Consider the following 20,719-nt stretch of genomic DNA (forward strand, 5'->3'; position numbering starts at 1 on the left):
GGTTAATTTAGGCTGGTAAATAAGATCATCAGACTAATACAAAACGATTGCTATGCGAAAGTTGACCCTCCTTCTTTTGGGGTGGATGCCATTATATATAATGGCTCAAGCTCCTGCAGTACAAAGAACATCTACAGGTTATTATTTAAAATGGGCTGAGCCGACTGCACAAGGTGTTCAGTCGATGACCGTTGATTTCATTGCCCCCGCTATTGTTAAAGTAAACGCACAACCTTTTCAGGAAGTAACACCGATTACTTCTTTAATGGTAGTGGAACAGGTATTTAAAAATCCCGAACTGACTTTTAATGACAAAGGAAATGATTGGGTGAGCGTTCAATCTAATGTGTTAGAAGTACGCATTAACAGACAAACCGGCTTCATTCAATATTATGATACAAAGGGCAACTTATTGTTAAAAGAGAATGATAAGGAAGCACGGCGTTTTCAGGAGACTTTCCTCAACGGTTCTCCTACTTATAATATACAACAAAATTTTGATATTTCCAAAAACGAAGCTTGGTATGGTTTAGGGCAGCATCAGACAGGATCGTTTAATTATAACGGTGAACAGGTTGAGCTACTACAGTATAATACCGTGGCATCGGTACCTTTTATGGTTTCACAAAAAAGCTACGGCATTTTGTGGGATAATAACAGTTACACACTGGTAGGGGATGTTCGTCCTAAACTTTCTTTAGATGCTTTGAAGTTGTTTGACAAAGACGGCAAACAAGGCTGGCTGACCGCAACTTATTATAATAAAAAGAATCCTGCAGACATTTGGGTGGTACGTCCTGAGTCAGATTTAAACTATTCCAGTCTCGATGATCAGGTGAAATTTCCGGCTTCTTTCAAACTCAATGATGCGAAAGCTAAGTGGGAGGGGAGTTTTGTATCTGCCAAAACCGGTAAGCATTTATTCTGGATCAGATATTCAGGTTATCTGAAGGTATATATTAATGATTCACTGGTAGCCGATCGCTGGCGCCAGGCATGGAATGCCGGTATTATTCAATTTAATTATCCGGTAGAAAAAGAAAAATCTTATCAGGTAAGACTGGAGTGGGATCCTGATGGTGGCGAAGCTTATCTCGAAGCAAAAGTATTACCGCCTTCCTTACAAAAAGCAACTCCTTTATCATTTGCTTCAGATGTTGCACATCAGCTGCAATACTATTTTGTGGCTGGTAATAATATAGACGAAGTTATTTCGGGTTACAGAACCTTAACCGGAAAAGCAGTGCTGTTGCCTAAGTCGGCCTATGGTTTCTGGCAAAGCAGAGAAAGGTATAAAACACAAAAGGAACTGCTGGATGTAGTGGCGCAGTTCAGAAGCGATAAAGTTGGGATAGATCAGATTGTGCAAGACTGGTCATATTGGCCTGAAAAAGAATGGGGAAGCCAGAATTTTGATTTGCAACGTTTTCCCGATGCAAAAGCAATGGTCGATAAGGTACATGAGCAGCATGTGAAAATTTTGATTTCAGTTTGGCCGAAAATATATGAACACACCGATGTGTTCAAAACATTCCGCGAAAAAGGTTTTATATATGAACGGAATGTTGCTGAGCAACGACTCGACTGGATTGGCAAAGGATATACTTCTTCTTTTTATGATGTGTTTAATAAAGATGCCCGCAAAGCATTCTGGGAGCTTACCAAAGAGCGTTTACATAGTAAAGGTTTCGATGGCTGGTGGCTGGATGCAGTAGAACCGGATATCCACTCTAATTTATCTAAACAACAACGTATTGATTTCATGTCGCCCACCGCATTGGGTGCCGGAGCGGCGTACTTCAATGCTTATCCCTTATTGGCTTCAAAAGGTTTTTATGACGGATTGATGGAAACGGATCCCAATAAACGTGTATTGATTTTAACCCGTGCTTCTTTTGGTGGTTTGCAAAGATACGGCTCAATTACCTGGAGCGGCGACATCGCTTCAAGATGGGATGATTTTAAAGATCAGATCGCGGCAGGAATGAATTTTTCAATGAGTGGCCAGCCTAACTGGACTTCCGATATCGGTGGGTTCTCCGTAGAAAGCAGATATTACAATCCTTCTGCTGCCGATCAGGAAGAATGGCGTGAATTGAATGCAAGATGGTATCAGTTCGGGGCTTTTTGTCCGATATTCAGAGTGCACGGACAGTTCCCTTTCAGAGAGTATTACAATATTGCGCCTAAAGATCATGTCGCTTATTCATCTATGTTATATTATAATCAGCTTCGTTATCGCCTTATTCCTTATATCTATTCATTAGCGGGTGCCACCTATCACCAGGATTATACTCTGATGAGAAGTTTGGTGATGGACTTTCCTCATGACCAGCAGGTGGCTTCTGTTAATGATCAATTTCTTTTGGGTTCTGCATTGTTGGTGAGTCCTATTTACAAGTATCAATCAAGGAGCCGTGAGGTGTATTTACCTGGCGGCTCAGATTGGTACGACTTCTACACCGGTCAAAAATATAGCGGTTCACAAACGGTAACGATCGATGCACCTTATGAAAAAATTCCGGTATTGGTAAAGTCAGGATCTATCCTGCCGATAGGAGAAGTACAACAATATGTAGATGAGAAAAAAAATCAGACAATACAGTTATTTATCTATCAGGGGGCAGACGGGAAGTTTGATTTGTATGAAGATGACGGTGCGTCGCTTTCTTATGCAAAAGGAAATTATTCGATAATACCTGTACAATACAATGAAAGCAGCAAAATACTAACGATTGGAGATAGAAAAGGTTCTTATGAAGGTATGATCAGTAATAGAAACTTTGAAGTGGTAGTGGTTAGCGCCGGTTCAAAGCAGGGAGTTGATAGCAAAATGAAAGTAGCTAAAAAAGTAAAGTACTCAGGAAAGCTTATCAATATACAGTTACATTAACCTTAAACAATTTTTTCACTAACAACTAAATGCTATATGAAAAGAACCAAAACCTGGTGGTTATGCCTGGCTCTATTGCTATGTATTACCACACTAACTGCACAAGACTTGCGTGAATACGCTGGTGTTGTTCGTGCTGCTAATGGTGAACCATTAGAGGCAGTAACGATCTCGCTTGTTAACCGGGATCAGATATTGACAACAACAGATGCCAGCGGAAATTTTAAGTTCAATGCAAGACCTGATGATATTGTTCAATTTACAGCCGTAGGTTATGCTACACAAAAAATAACACTCGGTAATCAAACCCAATTGCCTGTTACTTTAGAAGTAAATATTTCTATGGAAGATCAGGTGGTGGTGGTAGGATATGGAACTATCAGATCTAAAGTGAATACCGGCTCCACAGTACGCGTGGGTGGCGAAAGTTTATCTCAAAACCATGCTACCAATACACTGAGTGCTTTGCAGGGCCAGGCACCGGGCGTACATATCACTTCCAGAAGTGGTCAGCCGGGTGATGCAATGGTAATTCGTATAAGAGGTATCAGTACTAATGGTAATTCAAATCCTTTATATGTGGTTGACGGAATGCAAACTGATGATATCAGTTATCTGAACCCTTCAGATATTGAAAGTTTAGATGTTTTAAAAGATGCGGCATCTGCTGCAATCTATGGTACCAGAGGAGCAAACGGCGTGGTGTTAATTACTACCAAAAAAGCAAAAGCCGGTGTCAAAAATATTCAATATGATGGTTTGTTAGGATGGCAGAATCCGGCTAAAAAGTTAGACCTCCTGAATGCGAATGAGTATGCTGTTATTATGAATGAAGCAGCAATGAACTCAGGCCGTGGTCCGAATTACTTTTTCTCTGATCAGCAAATGGGCCAATTAGGAAAAGGTACCGACTGGCAGGACGGGGCTTACCACAAAAATGCTTTATTGCAACAGCATAGTTTAACTTTTAATCAGGGAAATGATCAATCTGTTTTATCGGCCGGTTTAGGTTATCAGAAAACAGAAGGAATTATCGGTATGCCAGGCAAATCACAGTTTGAGAGAATTTCTTTCAGATTGAATTCAGAGCATAAGTTGTATAAAGATATTATCCGGTTCGGAGAAAATTTCACCTACACACATACAACTTCAAGTGGTATCGGTACCGGTAATATTTATGGAAACTCATTACGTGGGTTATTAAATACTTCACCAACTTTTCCGGTATATGATGTAAACGGAGATTATGCTTTTTCTACAATGAGCCCTGAAGAAGCTAACCCGGTTGCTGCAATGGATTTTTTGAATAATAATAAGAATGTAAATGATAAATTGTTTGGTGATTTGTATCTGGAAGTAGAGTTGATAAAGGGATTAAAGTTGAGAAGTAATTTCGGTATTGATTTAACTTACGGAACTTCTAACAGATACACGCCTGTATATTACCTGAGTGCCAATAATAACAATGCCCTGAGTGAGGCCAATCAGGGAATGAATAAAAACTTTATGTGGAACTGGGATAATACGATTAACTACCAAAGAAAATTCAACGAACATTCTGTGAATTTATTAGTAGGTACCACAGCACAGGAAACAACCGGTTTTTATGTAAGCGGCAGTAAACAGGATCTGATCATTCCACACCTTGATTTTGCTATTATTGATAATGGTAAAGAAGGAACACAAAAAGCATGGGGAGGCAGATACGAGAGTGCCCTCAATGCATATTTCGGAAGAGTAAATTATGCTTATAAAGATAAGTATCTTTTAACAGGTATCGTGCGCAGGGATGCTTCTACCAACTTCGGGGTTAATAACAGATGGGCTACTTTCAGTTCTTTTTCTCTTGGATGGGTAGTAACTGAAGAAAGTTTTATGGATGGAGTAAACTGGTTAAGTTTCTTTAAAGTACGTGGAGGCTGGGGACAAAACGGTAATGACCGCATACGATCTTACGCTTACATGGCAACTGTATCTTCTCTTTTCAGAAATTATTATTTTGGGGGTATCAGCGGAGAACCTTCTCTGGGGGCTTCACCGGATATTATTCCTAATCCGAACCTGCGTTGGGAAACAGCAGAACAGCTCAACATCGGTTTTGATGCGACCATTTTAAATAAATTAAATGTAACAGTAGACTGGTATAACAAATCAACGAAAGACTGGTTAGTAGAAGCACCGATTCCGCAAATAGTCGGTACAGGCGCACCGGTGATCAATGGTGGTGACATCGTAAACAGAGGGGTTGAAGTGTTGGTAAATTATAATACTACAGTCGGAAAAGTAAAATTGAATATTGGTGGTAATATCGCATTTAATGATAATACCGTGAAATCGGTTCCTACTGCTGATGGTATTATCCATGGTGGCGTGAACTTACTATCATCTACCACCGAAGAATTTTTCCGTATTCAGAACGGGCATCCGGTTGGATATTTCTGGGGATACAGAACAGATGGCATATTCCAGAATCAGGATGAAGTAAATGCGCATGCAAAAGGTGGTAACCGGATTCAGCCTAACGCTGTTCCGGGAGATGTTAGATTTGTAGATGTGAACGGTGATGGTGTAATCAGTGCATTAGATAAAGTGCAAATCGGTTCACCAATTCCTAAATTCACTTACGGCTTTCACATGAATGCGCAATGGAATGGATTTGATGTAGCGGTTTTATTCAGCGGCGTTTATGGAAATGACATTGTGAACGGTACCAGAGCTAATGACCGTTTCTTCAATAATTATCCTACCGACATCTTAAACAGATGGCATGGTGAAGGTACTTCAAACTCAATTCCCCGTGTAACATTGGGTGATGAGCCTAACAGAAACTATGCAAACGTTTCAGACTTATACATTCAGGACGGTTCATTCCTTCGTTTGAAAAGTTTGAATATAGGTTATGATTTAACTAAAAAATTACTGCAAAAAAGAAGCTTTCAGTTAGCCAGAGTATACGTTTCCGGATTAAACCTGCTGACCTTCACCAAGTACAGAGGTATTGACCCTGAAATAGGATATGGAGATAATAACTGGTCAAGCGGAATCGACTTAGGGTATTACCCTCAGGCTCGCACTATCTCTGTAGGTGTTCAGTTTAAGTTGTAATTCATTTTTTATTTGTAATCAGAAAATTTAAATCATGAAAAATATTATATATATCAGTTTGCTTTTGCTGTTGACCACGGGTTGTAGCAAAAGTTTTCTTGATCGTCAACCGGTTGATAAACGTACTATAGAAAACTTTTTTCAAACTCCTCAAGATGCTTTTCAGTCGTTGGTAGCTGCTTACAGTGTACTGAACTGGAATGGTTACGGGCATATTATTCTGTCTTCTGAAATTGCTTCTGACGATTGTTTCGGTGGAGGAGGTTTGTCGGATAACGGTCCGCGACAATGGGATAAATTTCAATATCTCAACGATCATAATGCAGATGCATGGCAGAAATATTATACAGGCATTTACCGTACGAATGTTTTTTTGAAATACATTGACGGAATAGATTTTGGCGCTGATGATGCTTTAAAGAACAGATATAAAGGAGAAGCACTTTTTTTGCGTGCATACTTCTATTATGATCTGGTAAGAATGTTCGGCAAAGTACCTCTGTTATCAGAGCCTATTGAAGGAAATGATTATTATGTACCGCAGGCTGATCCTGCAGCAGTGTATGCGCAGATAGGTACCGATCTGAAACAGGCGATACAATTGTTGAAACCGGGTGCCAAAACCTATGCACAAATTGCACCCAGTGAATATGGGCGCGCTACCGTATGGTCGGCTCAGGCATTACTCGCACGCGTATATCTATTCTATACCGGTTATTTTCAGGCAACAGACCTGGCAGGTGTAGCAAACAAGCAAGATGTTATTGATGGATTAAAAGATATTATTGATAATAGCGGATACGACCTGGTCACTAACTATGGTGATTTGTGGAGAGCAAATAATGAAAGTACATTTGCAGGTCAGAATAATAAAGAGGGCGTATTTGTTATTCAATTTACCGACAGAGGCCTGGGAGACTGGGATCAGCAAAACGGAAATCGTTTGCAGGTGATGGTCGGCATCAGAAATCAATCGTTAGGAAATTATTACAGAGGTTGGGGAATTGGTACGGTAAATCCTAAATTATACCAGGCATATGAAGCAGATGATACCAGAAGAAATGCTTCTGTTATTTCAATTGATGAGGAAGCTTTACCGATCAACCTGAATGATTTTGACCAGTACCAATACACCGGATATTATTGGAAGAAATATACACCGGTAGGAGGGCCTACCCGTCCTGATGCAAATGGTGGAGATTTTCAGATTGATAACTACGATAATATTGCTGATACAAGATTCTCTGATGTTTTATTGATGGCGGCGGAATTATTATTGGAAACGGATCTGGGAACGGCCCAAACTTATTACGATCGTGTACGTTTACGCGCATTTGCAGGCAATACCTCTAAGTTGAAAGTATTAACGCCGAACACAGCCGGTAAAAACCTGCTATTGGAAGAACGTCGTTTAGAGTTGGCGCTGGAAGGACATCGTTACTGGGACTTGTTGCGTCAGGGGCTCACTATTGCAAAATCAGCTATCGACGACGCTACTCCTGGTGACTTTAATACGGTGTTCCGTTCTGAAACACAGGGCTGGTTCTCTATTCCACAAACCCAGATAACATTGTCAAACGGTTCTCTGGTTCAAAACCCAGGTTGGAACTAATAAAACAAATCAACATGAAAAAGCTATTATATATATTGGGGTTGAGTGTATTTGTTGCAGGATGCTCTCCTGATGAAGACAGATATACTTTAGACACATCATTCAATTCTGCCGATATTAAATACAGTCTGGTGCAGGATGCCCAATCCGAAAATGTAGTATACCTGCAAAGTTTAACTCCTGGTATTATTCCTTACTGGGTATATCCGGGAGGCAGCAGTACCAAATTGAAGGATACCTTGATTTTTCCTTTTCAGGGAGTGTATGAAATTGAATACAATGTGAATACAGCTAACGGATATGTTAAGGGCCCTAAATTTCAGGTAGAAGTTTCACAAACCAATCTCGATCATATTGCAGAACCCGAATGGAAATATCTGACGAATACGACCGGTAAGCGATGGAAGTTAGACAAAACTAAACCGATCGGTTTCTACGGATTGGAATATAGAAAAGGTGCCGGCGATGACTGGGCCTGGCACCCTGATTATGCAGGCAACGAATGGGTGATCGATCCTGATGTAATGCATTATATAGAATTTGACCTGAACAATGCAAAAAACTTTAAGTATACTTCTGTCAATAAAGGAGTTACCACTAATTGTCAGGGTTTTTTTGATATGAACCTGAGCGGTAATCAATGGGATTGGAGAATTAATCTGAGCAATTGTGATTTAGTAGATGATGCTTCTTACAAAACCAGAATTGTAAATTGGCGATCAACACATATTATTTCACTAACAGAGAATCAGTTAATACTAGGTGTAATCAGAGTTCCGTCTGAAGGAACTGCATTAATCGGGTTTACTTTTGTACCTGATCTTTAAAAAAAAATTAATTCAGAACAAGAATTGCAGAGAATGAATGTATTTCTTTCTTAATTTTACAGGGTGAAGGTATTAAAAATATGAAACCACTGGTTCAATCAGATGGTTGAACCAGCTCGGTTTTATACTGCTCCCTAACCCTGACCGGATGCAGTTCTTTTTACAAAGTTTCTTAAAAATACAAAGCCTCCATCATAAAGTGATGGAGGCTTTTTTATATCGTATTAGTGGTACTGAACTCTATTATTGTTGGCGCCGGACTCCGTCCGGTGCCTGGGTGTTTTATCATCTACCACTTCGGTAAAGTTGATGCTCTGATATGTAATTCTGGTGATAACACACGTTTTTCGAATTGTTTTACGGGGCGTTTACTTTCTATCAGTTGTAATAATAATTCGGTTGCCTGCTGCCCCATTTCGCGCGCCGGCTGACGCACTACAGTTAATGCAGGGTTGAGCAGCTCTGCGATATCTGAGTTTGAGAAACCTACCAAACCGATATCATCCGGTACTCTCACACCACGCCGATGTAAAGTTTTTAAACAACCGGTAGTGAGTTTGTCAGAAGTTGTAAAAATAGCGTCAGGTCTGTTTTTATGTGTAAACAACTTATTTACAGCTTCTTCTACTTCGTTAAAATCCATTCCGCCGTAAAAACAGTGTTTTATGTAAGTATCATCGGGAGTGATACCATGTGCTAATAATGCTTCACGGTAACCGGCCAGTCTTTCATTGGTGATAGATAAGAATTCTGAATTGGCGATGGCAGCAATGTTTTTGTAACCGGATAATACGAGGTGTTCCGTTGCTTCGTAAGCACCTTTGAAATTATCAATGATCACCGAGTGCGTATTGATTTCGTCAGTAATGCGGTCGAGAAAAACAATAGGAAGTCCTTTTTCGTGTAGCGCCTTTAAATGACTCATGTCGTTGGTTTCAGTAGAAACCGAAATTAACAAACCGTCAACCGATCGTGAAGACAGATATTGAAGGTTCATTACTTCTCTTTCATATGATTCAAGGCTTTGTGAGATAATGACATTGTAACCGCGATCATAAGAAATCGATTCAATACCATTAATGATTTGAGAAAAGAAAGTATTTGAAATTTCACAGACTACAACACCGATTGATCTGGAGCGCTTTTCTTTGAGGCTCAATGCAATGGGATTCGGACGATAATTCAATCTTTCTGCGCATTCCAGCACGAGCTGTTTGGTTTCCTGAGAAATTTCGTGGCTGTCACGTAAGGCTCTGGAGACGGTAGAAGTGGAAATGCCTAGTGCTTTTGCAATATCTTTGATCGTTACGGCTTCAAATTTCATGTCACAAGTTAAATCAGAAATAACTACAATTTACTGCAAAAGCGTCAAAGTAAAAATTTCTCGATCTTTGTTACAGTTATTTGTATCATAATCAGTTACTCAAAAATGCCCCGATAAATTTACGGAATCGTTTTCGGGAACGATTGCGTAAAAAAAGGGTTCTAAACCTTTCTGTATGTCTGAAAATCTCAATAGACTTGTTAGCTAAAACAAACGATTGCTATGCGAAATACCCCCCATCCATATATATAGGGTCCTGTATTCACATCTAAAATTGTAAGGACCAGTAACTAATTAACTAACGACTTCAGAATAAAAATTGCTATTATGAAAAGACTGTTATCCCGAGTTTTATTCACCATGTTGATGGCGCTTAGCTGTGTAGCATTGCAGGCGCAGATCAAAGGTCGGGTAATAGACAGTGATAAAAATCCACTGTCGGGAGTAAGTGTTTCAGTTAAAGGGAAAGACTTAGGAACCCAAACTGACGAAAAAGGCCAGTTTACTTTAAATGTAAACGAAAAAGTAACCCTCGAATTTTCTTTAATCGGATATGCCAAAATAACAAAAGTTGCAGAACCTGGAAAAGAAGTAAACGTAGAGTTGGAATCTTCTGCAACCAGTCTTGATGATGTGGTGGTAATCGGATATCAAACGGTGAAGAGAAGAGATGTAACCGGTTCGGTAACATCGGTAGGTGCACGTGATATGAAAGATATTCCGTTAAGCAGTGCTGCTGAAGCAATCACAGGACGCCTGGCAGGTGTTCAGGTTACGACTACAGAAGGTACACCGGGTGCAGATATTCAGATTCGTGTAAGAGGCGGTGGTTCCATTACGCAGGATAACTCTCCACTTTACATCGTTGATGGAGTACAGGTTGAAAATGCCCTTTCTTTTATCTCTCCTCAGGAAATTGAAAATATTGACGTATTAAAAGATGCAGCCTCTACCGCTATTTATGGTGCACGTGGTGCTAACGGGGTAGTAATTATCACTACCAAAGGTGGTAAAGCCCGACCTACACAGATAGGCTTCAACTCTTTTGCCGGGGTAAGAAATATCGTACAGAAACTGGATGTTATGAATCCGTACGATTATGTAAAATATCAATACCAGATTTATAACTTCAATACGAACGAACTTACCAGAAACTCTTTCCGCGACCGTTATGGAAGATGGGAAGATCTGGATCTTTATAAAGATATGCCGATGACTAACTGGCAGGATGAAGTTTTTGGCAGATCAGCTTTTAATAATACAAACATCTTAAGTATTAACGGTGGAGACAAGAAAACGACTTTCAATATCACTTTGAACCATGCGAACGAAGATGGTATTATGTTGAATTCAGGTTTTAAAAGAACTTTGGCTGCTATCAAATTAGCGCACAAAGCTACTGACCGTTTGAGCTTTGATTTCTCTGCACGTTATAGCCGTCAGGAAATAAATGGGGTAGGTACTTCCAGCACCGGTACACAAGGTAACAACCGCTTGAGAAACGCTGTTCGTTTCCGTCCGTTTGTTGCCCCGGGATTTGAAGATATTGAAGATGATTTTGATATCGAGTATGCAAACCTGACCAACCTTACTTCACCGGTTTTATTAGCTAATCAGGAATTGAGATGGGATTATAAAAATGACCTGATCTTAAATGGTGCAGCTACTTATGAAATTATAAAAGGATTGAAATTTAAAACAGTATTGGGCTTAACACAAACTACCAGAGATACTGAAACCTTTAACGGGGTAGTGACTTCATTGGCACGTCAGAATAATAATCAACCGGTAGCAAGAGTAGAAAATAGAAGAGCCACTTCTATGACTAATACCAATACGTTAACCTATACCAGGAACATATTTGATAATTCAAGAATTGATGTTTTAGTTGGTCAGGAAACTTATCAGATCGATAACTATAACCAGAATACCTTGATAAAATGGTTGCCGGTAGATATCACTCCGCGCCAGGCTTTCGCCGGGTTACAAAAAGCTGTTCCGCCAACTGGTATGATTCAGGATGCGGTAACATCCAGTGAAAACGGCGAGCGTTTAATGTCATTCTTCGGACGTTTGAATTATTCTCACAACGATAAATATATTGCTACTTTCTCAGTACGTAGAGACGGTTCTTCTAAATTCGCTCCTCAGTTGAGAAATGCAACCTTCCCTTCTGTGCAGTTGGCATGGCGTATCAGCGAAGAAAACTTTATGGCAGGATTTGATTTGTTCTCTGACTTAAAGCTTCGTGCAACATTAGGTACAGCCGGTAACAACCGTATTCCTGTAGATATGTGGAAAACCATGTTCCTAACCAGTGCTAATGATGGTTATGCTTATTATAACTCAGTTACGCCGGGTCTGGTTTCTACTGAGCTGGCAAACGCTAACCTGAAATGGGAAACAACGATTTCAAGAAACATCGGTATAGACTTCGGTTTACTGGGTAACAGAATCTCAGGTAGCATCGATGTTTATCATAACACAACCAAAGACCTGTTGTTGGCAAAACAAATTTCTCCTACCAGCGGATATAATACTCAGATGCAAAACATCGGTAGAACTACCAACCGCGGTATCGAACTGCAATTATCAGCCGATATCATCCGCAACAATAATTTCTCGTGGAATTCTTCATTTAATATCGCATTTAACAGAAACAGAATTGAAGATCTGGGGAATGATGTTAACGGTAATAAATTAAACTCTTACTTATTAGGATCAGGTTGGGTGAATGCTACTTATCAGGACTTCCTGGTATCTGTTGGCCAACCGGTAGGTGTGTTTTACGGTTATGTAACCGACGGTTTTTATACGGTAGATGATTTTATCTATGACCCGAATGCAAATACATGGACATTGAAAGATGGTATTCCGAGCAGCAGAGCTATTGCATTAGGAAGTAATGATCCTATGCCTGGTGACCTGAAACTGAAAAAAATGGGTAAAGACAATCCTAATGAAATCACAACAGAAGACAGAGTGATTTTAGGAAATGCCCAACCTAAATTTATCGGAGGTTTCAATCAGCAGTTTTCTTATAAAAACTTTGACATGAGCATATTTGTAAACTTCGTTTACGGAAACAAAGTTTACAACGGTAACAAAATCGAATTCACCAGCCAGTATTTATACAGAGATAATAACATGTTATCTTCTGTAGCAAATGCATGGAAATGGTACGATAATAACGGTCAGTTAGTAAACGACCCTGCTGCTTTAAGCGAGTTAAATGCTAACACTACCATGTGGTCGCCACCGAGAGGCCAGTACTTCCTGCATTCATATGCGATTGAAGACGGTTCTTTCATCAGAATCAATAACCTTACATTGGGTTATTCAATTCCGAAAAGAATTTTGCAACGCACAAAAATATTCTCTCAATTTAGAGTGTATGCAACAGTGAATAACCTGCTAACCATTACAGGCTATTCAGGATATGACCCGGAAGCAAATACGCGTCGTGCTACACCTTTAACTCCTGGTGTTGACTATGCAGCTTATCCGAGAAGCAGATATGTATTAGCCGGTGTTAATATTACTTTCTAAACGATTAAAGCGGAGCAATATGAAAAAGATATATAAAAGCTTAAAATATACAGCAATTTTTACTGTAGCATTGAGTTTCGGTGCCTGTAAAAATTACTTAGATCTTGAAAACGATTCTACACTTTCGCAAAACGTAGTATTTGAAAGTGTTGCTTATACTGAAGGTATTCTGACTGGTGTTTATAACCAGCTACAAGGTGATAACGGATATGGAAGCAGGGTTTCTATTTTGTATCCGATGAATACCGATGATTTTAAAACTTCCGGTGATTATAACTCACTTGACAGAAGAGGTATCGGTCAATACGGTGCGCACCCCGATAATGTTGAATTGGATGGTCCGTTCAGACAATTATACAAAGGCATCGAAAGAGCCAATATTTGTATTAAATATATTCCGTTATCAAATATCTATACTAACGGTACTGCTAATGAAAGAGCGCAGATGAGAAAAATGTTGGGCGAAGCTCTTACTTTAAGAGCACTCATCTATCATGAGCTGATACGTAACTGGGGTGATGTTCCTGCACACTTCGAACCCGCTTCTGAATTGTTGGATGTAAATCTGGCAAAAACAGACAGAGATGAAATTTACAATATACTGATTGAAGATTTGAGAGTAGCCAGCGAACTGGTTCCCTGGAAGTCTGAATCAAACGATCCTGTTACGCGTATTACAAAAAATGCCATTAAAGCGTTAAGAGCCAGACTGGCATTGGCCAGAGGTGGTTACGCTTTACGTTTCAGCCCGAGAGAAATGGCCCGCAAAGGTGATTATCTTGATTATTATACGATCGCCAGAAATGAATGTAAAGATCTGATTGATAGAGGAGAAAACGGATTAACCGAAAACTTCGAACAACTGTTCCGCTCTTTACACGGTTCTGGTATTGACTCAGGTAACGAATGGATTTTCCAGATCGGTGCTTTCGGTGGTAACAGCCGTACCGATAGTAAGTTAGGTTATAGCAACGGTATCCGTCAGAACACAAACTCCAGCTACGGTTATGCTAATAGTGGCGTGGCTGCAGTACCAACCTATTTTTACGAATTTGACTCAATCGGTGATCAGAGAAGAGATATAACACTCGCTTACTTTGAAATCGATGCAAATGATAACAAAGCGTTAGTAGGTGCAAATGATATGCGTGACGGTAAATTCAGAAAATACTGGACCAATATCGGTTCTACCAACCAGAACTTAGGTATTAACTGGCCTATTATCCGTTATGCAGATGTATTATTAATGTTTGCTGAAGCAGAAAACGAATTAAGCGGTGCGCCGAGTACTGATGCAGTCAATGCATATGAAGCGGTGAGAAGAAGAGGTTTTAAAGGATATGAATCAAGAATGGGCGCTACTCCCGGTAATAAAGAAGATTTCTTTAAAGCGATTATGCACGAACGTTTATTAGAGTTCGGTGGTGAAGGCATTCGTAAATATGACCTGATCAGATGGAATAAACTATGGGAAAATATTCAGGAAACCCGTCAGAAAATGACTGATTTTAAAGATGGCGTTGGCCGTTATGCCCATGTTCCGGAATATATCTATCAGGCATTGAATAAAGTAATCACCAGCGATGTAACCGTAAACAGAGATGACCTTCAATTATACGGTGGTGTAGATGTAGCTACTGCTTATTTTACGCCGTCACCGGTTGCTACCACTCCGGCAGGATATGTAAGAAAAGATTGGAGAATACACGTGAAAGATGCACAGATCACCGGTTCTCAGGGTATTGCTATCAAATTCGTTCCGAACGACCGCGAACTATACCCGATTTTCAACGGTATCTTAAACCTGAACTTTAAATTAACTCAAGACGCCGGTCATGAGTAAAACCGATACGATTCATTGCTAATATTATTCATATGAAAATATTATTATCATATAAAAGTCTGGCGATTGTGTTTATTTCAACAATAACACTGTTGTCTTGTACAAAAAAAGAAGATAAAGATTTTAACCCATCACGTTATTTTACGCCGGGTAAAATCAGCGCCTCTAACGGCGAACTGACTGCCAGTTTAAAATGGGATCCGAGTTTGTACCTGCAAAGTCCTGCTGGTTATGAAATTGAAGTGGCTTTAGACAGCTCCTTTAATCCGGTTGTTAAACAATTAGTAGCTGATACTGCAGGAATTATTTTAACTACTGATGATATCACCATCAAAACAACTTACTATGCACGTGTAAGAGCTAAGGCAAGTGGTTCTGTACAAGCTTCCCATTGGGAAATATCCGGTAGTTTCAGAATCACTGGTGAGCAGTTATTCAATAATATCGTTGATACCGATATTAAAGATGTAAGAGCTACTTTAAGATTCAGACCTGAACAACAGTTAACCCATATCAGAATTATAAATGCTGCTACGCTGGCACAGGAAGATTTTCAATTAACACCTGAAGAAATTGAAGAAGGTATTAAAACAATTGAAGGATTATCACCATTAACTGTTTACAACGCACTTCTTTTCAACAATACTTTAGAAAGAGGGTCTACTACTTTCACTACTAAAGAATTAAGTTTATTTACTTATGAAGTTACACCGGAGGATGATTTTCTTACCATTATTGCCAACGCTGCAAGTGGTGAAGTGATCGGTTTCCATCCCGGAGTATATGACTTCGGAACAGAGTCAATGGTATTCCTCAAAAAACATGTGGTGCTCGCATCTGTTTCAGGAGATCCTGCAGATACAAAGCTGATTTATAAAGAATTTACTTTAAGAGGTGACGGTGCAGGTATTACCATCAGAGGAGTTACAATCGATCAGTTAAACACCGGTGGTTCGTATGTTGTGAACCTGGTAGGCGAATCAGCTGCTAATGCTGCAGCTACCTTCAGCAGTGTAACTATTGAAAACTCTATTCTTGAACACATCGGACGTGCTATTGTAAGAGGTAGCCAGGGTGCTGCTGCCAGTACGCATAGTATCGATTTTATCCGCATCGAAAACGTTTGGGTGAGAGATTGTAATAACGACTACGCTTTACTGGAAATTCAGAAACTGGCCGTAAATAATATTACTATCAGAAATAGTACTTTCAGCGGCTTTAATCAGAACCTGATTCGTTATGATACCAATATGGGAACCTTTACACCGAATGTAGTGTTAAGCAAAGTAACCATCAACGGTTTCGGTACAGCCAGCAGAAGAGCATTGGTAGACTTTAACTCTCCTGTAAACTTTACACTGGAGAACTCAATTATTGCAAACACTCCGAAAGGTGGTGCTGCCATTAATAATGATCTGTACCGGTTAGGTACAGGTGCCCAGACTTTCTCTCAGGTATTCGGATACAATCTGATGAGAGCTGACGGCACCACACCGTTAAATACACCGGGACAAACTTTTGCGCCGGCTACTTTAACCTGGACCGAAACGACCAACGACTTTACATTACCTGCAGGTTCTCCGTTAAGAACTGCTGCTACAGATGGTGGTGCAGTAGGAGATCCGAGATGGGCATTATAATGAAATAACCCGAAGTTGTAGCATCATCACAGATGGTGCTACAACTTTATTAATATTATCCCCTAATGAAAAAAATCTCATTTGTTTTAGGATTAGTATTGGTACTGTTTTCCTGTAAAAAAAATGATCATGAAACCGGAGCTGTTCACCTCACTCCACCCGGTAATATACAAGTAACAATGTCTGAACGAACGGCATTGATTACATGGAATAATGTAGAAAATGCAACTGCCTATCTTGTAGAGGTTTCTGATAATCCATCTTTTTCTAACATCGTTTTTACAGGTACCGTTCATACTAATACCGCTTCTGTACCTGATTTAAATTACCAGACCACTTATTACTATCGTGTTCGCGCTATAGGAGATGAGAATAAAATTCAGTCTTCTATGTTCATTACACAAATTTTCAGTACCGGCGGTGCTGCTGAAAGTGCAATCGCTTTCCCCGGTGCGGAAGGATACGGAAGAATTGCTACCGGTGGAAGAGGCGGAAGAGTGATTAAAGTAACCAATCTGAACGACGCCGGTACCGGCAGTTTCAGAGCGGCTATTGAAGCCACCGGACCAAGAATTATCGTATTCGACGTTTCAGGATATATCGCATTAAACTCACCTGTCAGAATTAATAATGGTGATGTTACCATTGCCGGACAAACTGCTCCGGGCGATGGAATCTGTATCCGTAACTATGAAGTAAATGTAAATGCCGATAATGTAATCATCCGTTACATGCGTTTCCGCTTAGGAGATGTTACGCAACGTGAAAGTGATGCCATATGGGGCAGATACAAACGTAATATTATTATTGACCACTGTTCTATCAGCTGGGCAATTGATGAAGCAGGTTCTTTTTACGGTAATGAAAACTTTACCATGCAATGGTGTATGCTGACAGAAAGCCTCAACAAATCATTTCACCAGAAAGATGACCACGGTTATGGTGGCATCTGGGGTGGAAGATATGCTTCTTTTCATCACAACCTGTTAGCGCATCATAACTCGAGAAACCCACGATTAAACGGTGGTTTAAGAGCCGGAATCGATCCGGGTCCTTATCCGGGTGAATTCCTCGACTACCGTAATAATGTTTTGTATAACTGGGGAGATAACAGCATGTATGGTGGTGAAAACGGAACCTACAATGTGGTCAACAACTATTATCGTCCGGGCCCGGGAACACCTAATTCAAAGAATAGCCGTTTACTGGAATTATCAATCGCTGCTGATGTATCGTCGTATCCTCCCGGCTACGGTAAATTTTTCCTCAGCGGAAACGTAATACACGGCAATACCGGTGTGTCGAATGACAACTGGACCGGCGTATTAGTGAGAAACGGGGTTGACCTTGCAATTGCAAAATTGGCCAGTGCCTGGAATGTAACCGAAATTCCCACTACCCATACAGCAGCGGATGCATTTGAAAGAGTATTGAATTATGTAGGTGCCAGCTTAAAACGTGATGCGGTAGATACAAGAGTAATTGCAGAAGCAAGAAACGGTACAGTAACTTACTACGGATCAAAAACCGGTAAAGCAGGTATCATCGATTCTCAGGAAGATGTAGGAGGCTTTCCCGTATTGGCATCAGTTCCGGCATTAACAGATACAGATGGCGACGGAATGCCTGATGAATGGGAAATTCAAAACGGACTGAATCCTGCTGTTAATGATGCAAACGGAAGAAGGCTCAGCTCTGTTTACGACAACATTGAAGTATATATTAATAGTCTGGTTCAAACTATAACTACACAACAAAATAACTAACATGAGAAACCTTACCCTTCTGATACTTGGCTGTTTATTTTTAAGTGTTCAGCAGATATCTGCACAAACACTTGCGTTTCCTTCTGCTGACGGATTTGGTAAATATGCAACCGGTGGCAGAGGTGGTAAGGTTATTAAAGTAACTAATCTGAATGATAAAGGTCCCGGTAGTTTACGTGCGGCCATTGATGCAAAGGGCCCCAGAATTATTGTGTTTGATACAGCAGGAACCATCCACCTTAAAAGCAAGCTGTTCATTGACAATGGCGACCTTACCATTGCTGGTCAGACAGCCCCCGGCGAAGGTATTTGTATAGCAGGGTATCCTACAAAAATCCGTGCAAACAATGTGATTGTTCGCTTTATGAAATTCAGATTGGGAGATGCGAATAATGTAGAAGATGACTCATTCGGCGGTAATGATAGTGATACGATTATCATTGACCACTGTTCTATCAGCTGGAGCACAGACGAAGCCGCCAGTTTTTATAGAAATAAAAATTTTACCCTTCAGTGGTGCCTGATCAGTCACAGCTTAAATAATTCGGTACACCAGAAAGGAGAACATGGTTATGGTGGTATCTGGGGAGGAATGAAAGCAAGTTTCCATCACAACTTATTTGCAAATAATAAATCAAGAAACCCGCGCTTTAGCGGATCTGCTTCTACCTCTAACACAAAAGATGAATTAGTTGATTTTAGGAATAATGTGTTTTTTAACTGGGGAATTAACTCGGTATATGGCGGAGAAAACGGTAACTATAATGTGATAAACAATTACTATAAAGCCGGTCCGGCAACTTCTGCTGCCAGAAAAGACCGAATTCTGAACCCAAGTGAACCCTATGGAAAGTTTTATGTAGACGGTAATATCGTTGAAGGAAATGAGATCGTTTCTAAAAATAACTGGAACGGTGGTGTTCAATGCGATGATCCGGCTGCTTCAAAACATGATGAACCTTTTGAATCGGGAATGCGTAAATCTCAATCAGCCAATGATGCTTACAGAGATGTCATTCTATATGCAGGCGCTTCCAGAAACAGAGACAGTTACGATAAAACAGTAATCGAAAATGTGGCAAAAGGAATTGCTGTAGAAGGAAAATATAAAAACGGATTAATCGATTCTCCCGATGAAGTAGGCGGGTATCCGGTATTGAAAGTTTTCGGAAAAGAAAAAGATAGCGACAATGACGGTATTCCTGATTCATGGGAAATCCGTATGGGACTAAATCCCAATGACGCTTCGGATGCAACAAAATACACCCTGTCTAAGGAATATACAAATATTGAGTTATATATAAACGAATTAGTGAATGAATTAACTCCATAAACATGCGTAAAAGTTTAATTATTTTATGTTTTTCTCTTATTGCCTTAATCGGATTAACCGCATTCTGGCAACAACCAATTACGCTTTGGTTAATGGGCGATTCAACCATGTCGGTAAAAGAACCAAAAGCTTATCCTGAAATGGGATGGGGAGTTGCTTTTACCAGCTTCTGGAATAATTCGGTCAAAGTAGAAAATCATGCAAAAAACGGACGCAGCACTAAAACTTTTATAGAAGAAAACAGATGGAAAGAGATCGGAGAAAAAATGAAAGCAGGTGACTATCTCTTTATTCAGTTCGGACACAACGACGAAGTGCCTGCCAAAAAAAGTTATACCGATCCTCAGGCATTTGAAAAAAATATTCAACTTTTTGTAAGCACCGCAAAATCTAAAAATGTTATACCCGTCTTAATTACACCTGTTTCGAGACGTGGATACGATAGTGTAAATGTTTTTCATCCTAACCATGAAACTTATTCACCTATTGTAAAAAAAGTGGCGCGTGAAACTAAAACTATTTTAATCGATTTAGATCAGTTGAGTCAGGCATTAATGCAACAGTTAGGGCCTGAAAGTTCAAAACATTTATTCCTTTACCTGAAACCAGGTGAACATCCCAATTATCCTCAGGGAAAAACCGACGATACCCATTTTAATGAATACGGAGCAAGGTTAATTGCTCAGCTGGTATTGCAGCAAATAAAGCAACAGATCCCCGGCTTATATAGCAGAGTAGTGAATTTTGAGAAATAACGATACACAGCGATTGCCCTTTGTAATGAATAGTATGCTAAATACCATTAGCATATAATAATTTATACCAAC

Annotated in this window: 11 protein-coding genes; 10 read left to right on the plus strand and 1 reads right to left on the minus strand. The window is 39.9% G+C overall.

Going from position 1 to position 20,719, the window contains the following annotated elements; translation table 11 throughout:
* Positions 1-52 precede the first annotated feature (52 nt).
* Genes D9O48_RS14535 through D9O48_RS14550 form a run of 4 tightly spaced genes read left to right on the plus strand, consistent with a single transcriptional unit; the run spans position 53 to position 8,437 of the window.
* A complete protein-coding gene (locus D9O48_RS14535) occupies positions 53-2,893 on the plus strand; it encodes a TIM-barrel domain-containing protein (RefSeq protein WP_126973710.1) in 2,841 nt (946 codons plus the stop codon).
* Between the two features lie 36 nt (positions 2,894-2,929).
* Positions 2,930-5,998: a SusC/RagA family TonB-linked outer membrane protein gene (locus D9O48_RS14540; protein ID WP_126973711.1), complete on the plus strand. Its 3,069-nt coding sequence runs from the start codon at positions 2,930-2,932 to the stop codon at positions 5,996-5,998.
* A gap of 34 nt (positions 5,999-6,032) precedes the next feature.
* Complete coding sequence (locus tag D9O48_RS14545) at positions 6,033-7,610, plus strand: RagB/SusD family nutrient uptake outer membrane protein (protein WP_126973712.1); 1,578 nt, start codon at positions 6,033-6,035, stop codon at positions 7,608-7,610.
* 14 nt (positions 7,611-7,624) lie between these two features.
* Positions 7,625-8,437 (plus strand): hypothetical protein, encoded by an 813-nt coding sequence (locus D9O48_RS14550; RefSeq protein ID WP_126973713.1) that lies wholly within the window; start codon positions 7,625-7,627, stop codon positions 8,435-8,437.
* Positions 8,438-8,726: 289 nt separating this feature from the next.
* Here D9O48_RS14550 and D9O48_RS14555 read toward each other — a convergent pair whose 3' ends face one another.
* Positions 8,727-9,761 (minus strand): LacI family DNA-binding transcriptional regulator, encoded by a 1,035-nt coding sequence (locus tag D9O48_RS14555; RefSeq protein WP_126973714.1) that lies wholly within the window; start codon positions 9,759-9,761, stop codon positions 8,727-8,729.
* A gap of 327 nt (positions 9,762-10,088) precedes the next feature.
* On the opposite strand from D9O48_RS14555, the gene D9O48_RS14560 reads away from it, so the two are divergent.
* The 6 genes from D9O48_RS14560 (at position 10,089) to D9O48_RS14585 (ending at position 20,647) form a co-directional block, all read left to right on the plus strand.
* Positions 10,089-13,310 (plus strand): SusC/RagA family TonB-linked outer membrane protein, encoded by a 3,222-nt coding sequence (locus tag D9O48_RS14560; RefSeq protein WP_126973715.1) that lies wholly within the window; start codon positions 10,089-10,091, stop codon positions 13,308-13,310.
* 19 nt (positions 13,311-13,329) lie between these two features.
* Complete coding sequence (locus D9O48_RS14565) at positions 13,330-15,153, plus strand: RagB/SusD family nutrient uptake outer membrane protein (RefSeq protein WP_126973716.1); 1,824 nt, start codon at positions 13,330-13,332, stop codon at positions 15,151-15,153.
* Between the two features lie 32 nt (positions 15,154-15,185).
* Complete coding sequence (locus D9O48_RS14570) at positions 15,186-16,793, plus strand: hypothetical protein (protein ID WP_126973717.1); 1,608 nt, start codon at positions 15,186-15,188, stop codon at positions 16,791-16,793.
* Positions 16,794-16,858: 65 nt separating this feature from the next.
* Positions 16,859-18,559, plus strand: a complete 1,701-nt coding sequence (locus D9O48_RS14575; RefSeq protein ID WP_199750590.1) for a pectate lyase — start codon at positions 16,859-16,861, stop codon at positions 18,557-18,559.
* 1 nt (position 18,560) lies between these two features.
* A complete protein-coding gene (locus D9O48_RS14580) occupies positions 18,561-19,892 on the plus strand; it encodes a pectate lyase (RefSeq protein ID WP_199750591.1) in 1,332 nt (443 codons plus the stop codon).
* 2 nt (positions 19,893-19,894) lie between these two features.
* Positions 19,895-20,647: a rhamnogalacturonan acetylesterase gene (locus D9O48_RS14585; protein ID WP_126973718.1), complete on the plus strand. Its 753-nt coding sequence runs from the start codon at positions 19,895-19,897 to the stop codon at positions 20,645-20,647.
* Positions 20,648-20,719: the final 72 nt, after the last annotated feature.

This window comes from Gynurincola endophyticus, from assembly GCF_003991195.1.
Taxonomy (GTDB): Bacteria; Bacteroidota; Bacteroidia; order Chitinophagales; family Chitinophagaceae; genus Gynurincola; species Gynurincola endophyticus.